Here is a 1,230-nt window from a genome sequence, read left to right on the forward strand (position 1 = left end):
GCTATGCGGATCGACCCTCCCCACAAGGGGGAGGGTGGGCGCTTACCCCCAGATCATCAGCGCCACCAGCCCGAGCCCGCCGACCACCAAGCGCCACCAGCCGAACAGCGAATAGCCGTTGCGCGAGACGTAATCGAGCAGGAAGCGGACGACGAACAGCGCGGTGACGAAGGCGGCGACGAAGCCGATGGCGATGATCGGCAGGTCGGCCGAGGTCAGCACGTTGCGGTTCTTGAACAGGTCGAAGGCGAAGGCGCCGACCATGGTCGGGATGGCGAGAAAGAAGGAGAATTCCGCCGCCGCGCGCTTGTCGACGCCGAGCAGCAGCGCGCCGACGATGGTCGAGCCGGAGCGCGAGGTGCCGGGGATCAGCGACAGGCACTGGAACAGGCCGATCTGCAGATAGAGCCGCGTCGGGAAGCGCTCGACGTCGCGATAGACGGGCTTGAGGTTCATCCGATCGACCAGAAGCAGGACGACGCCGCCGATGATCAGCATGATGCAGATCAGCCGCGGCGATTCGAACAGGATAGTCTTGATGAAGTCATGCGCCAGCGCGCCGATGATGGCCGCCGGCAGGAAGGCGATGAGGATGCCGATGACGAAATGCCTGGTCAGCCGGTCGTGCGGCAGTTCGAGCAGCATCTGCCACAGGCGTTTGAAATAGACGCTGAGGATGGCGAGGATGGCGCCGAGCTGGATCAGGATCTCGAACGCCTTGCCGGTCGAATGGAAGCCGAGGAAATGGCCGGCGAGCAGGATGTGGCCGGTCGAAGACACCGGAATGAACTCGGTCAGGCCCTCCAGCAGGCCGAGCAGCAGCGCTTCGACGATGGTCTGGCTATCCATGGCAACCTCGGGATTGGGACTCAAAGAAGGGCTTGCTTGTCATGGCGCGGAAGTCCCCCTATAGGTCGCAGCACCCTGACGGTCCGCTTTGCGGGCGGCCAAGACTTACCGGCGCGGCCGGCGATTCGCCAGTGCGCCTTATTATCGCGGGACCATGCTGACGCTCTTCCACCACCCGATGTTCGCCTCCTGCCGGTTCGTGCGCCTCGCCTTCGGCGAATATGGCGAGGAGCTGGCGCTGATCGAGGAAAAGCCGTGGACGCGGCGCAAGGAGTTTTTGGCGCTGAACCCGGCCGGAACCTTGCCGATCCTGCTTGCCGAGGGCGACGTGCCGATCGTCGGCGCCATGGTGATCGCCGAATATCTCGACGAGACGCGCGG

General features: G+C 64.3%; 2 protein-coding genes. One reads left to right on the top strand and one right to left on the bottom strand.

Annotation, left to right across the window (positions count from 1 at the left end; genetic code table 11):
- Positions 1-42 precede the first annotated feature (42 nt).
- Positions 43-849, bottom strand: a complete 807-nt coding sequence (locus EN738_RS34385; RefSeq protein ID WP_127287370.1) for an undecaprenyl-diphosphate phosphatase — start codon at positions 847-849, stop codon at positions 43-45.
- A 154-nt stretch (positions 850-1,003) separates the two neighbouring features.
- On the opposite strand from EN738_RS34385, the gene EN738_RS34390 reads away from it, so the two are divergent.
- On the top strand, positions 1,004-1,230 hold a 227-nt coding region (locus EN738_RS34390), incomplete at its 3' end, for a glutathione S-transferase family protein (protein WP_145967052.1).

Origin of the sequence: Mesorhizobium sp. M4B.F.Ca.ET.017.02.2.1, assembly GCF_003998955.1 — a bacterium.
GTDB classification, from domain to species: Bacteria; Pseudomonadota; Alphaproteobacteria; order Rhizobiales; family Rhizobiaceae; genus Mesorhizobium; species Mesorhizobium abyssinicae.

Bases quoted from the DNA above. Each gene is read 5' to 3' on its own strand.
- EN738_RS34385 (WP_127287370.1), bottom strand. From the start codon at position 849: ATGGATAGCCAGACCATCGTCGAAGCGCTGCTGCTCGGCCTGCTGGAG.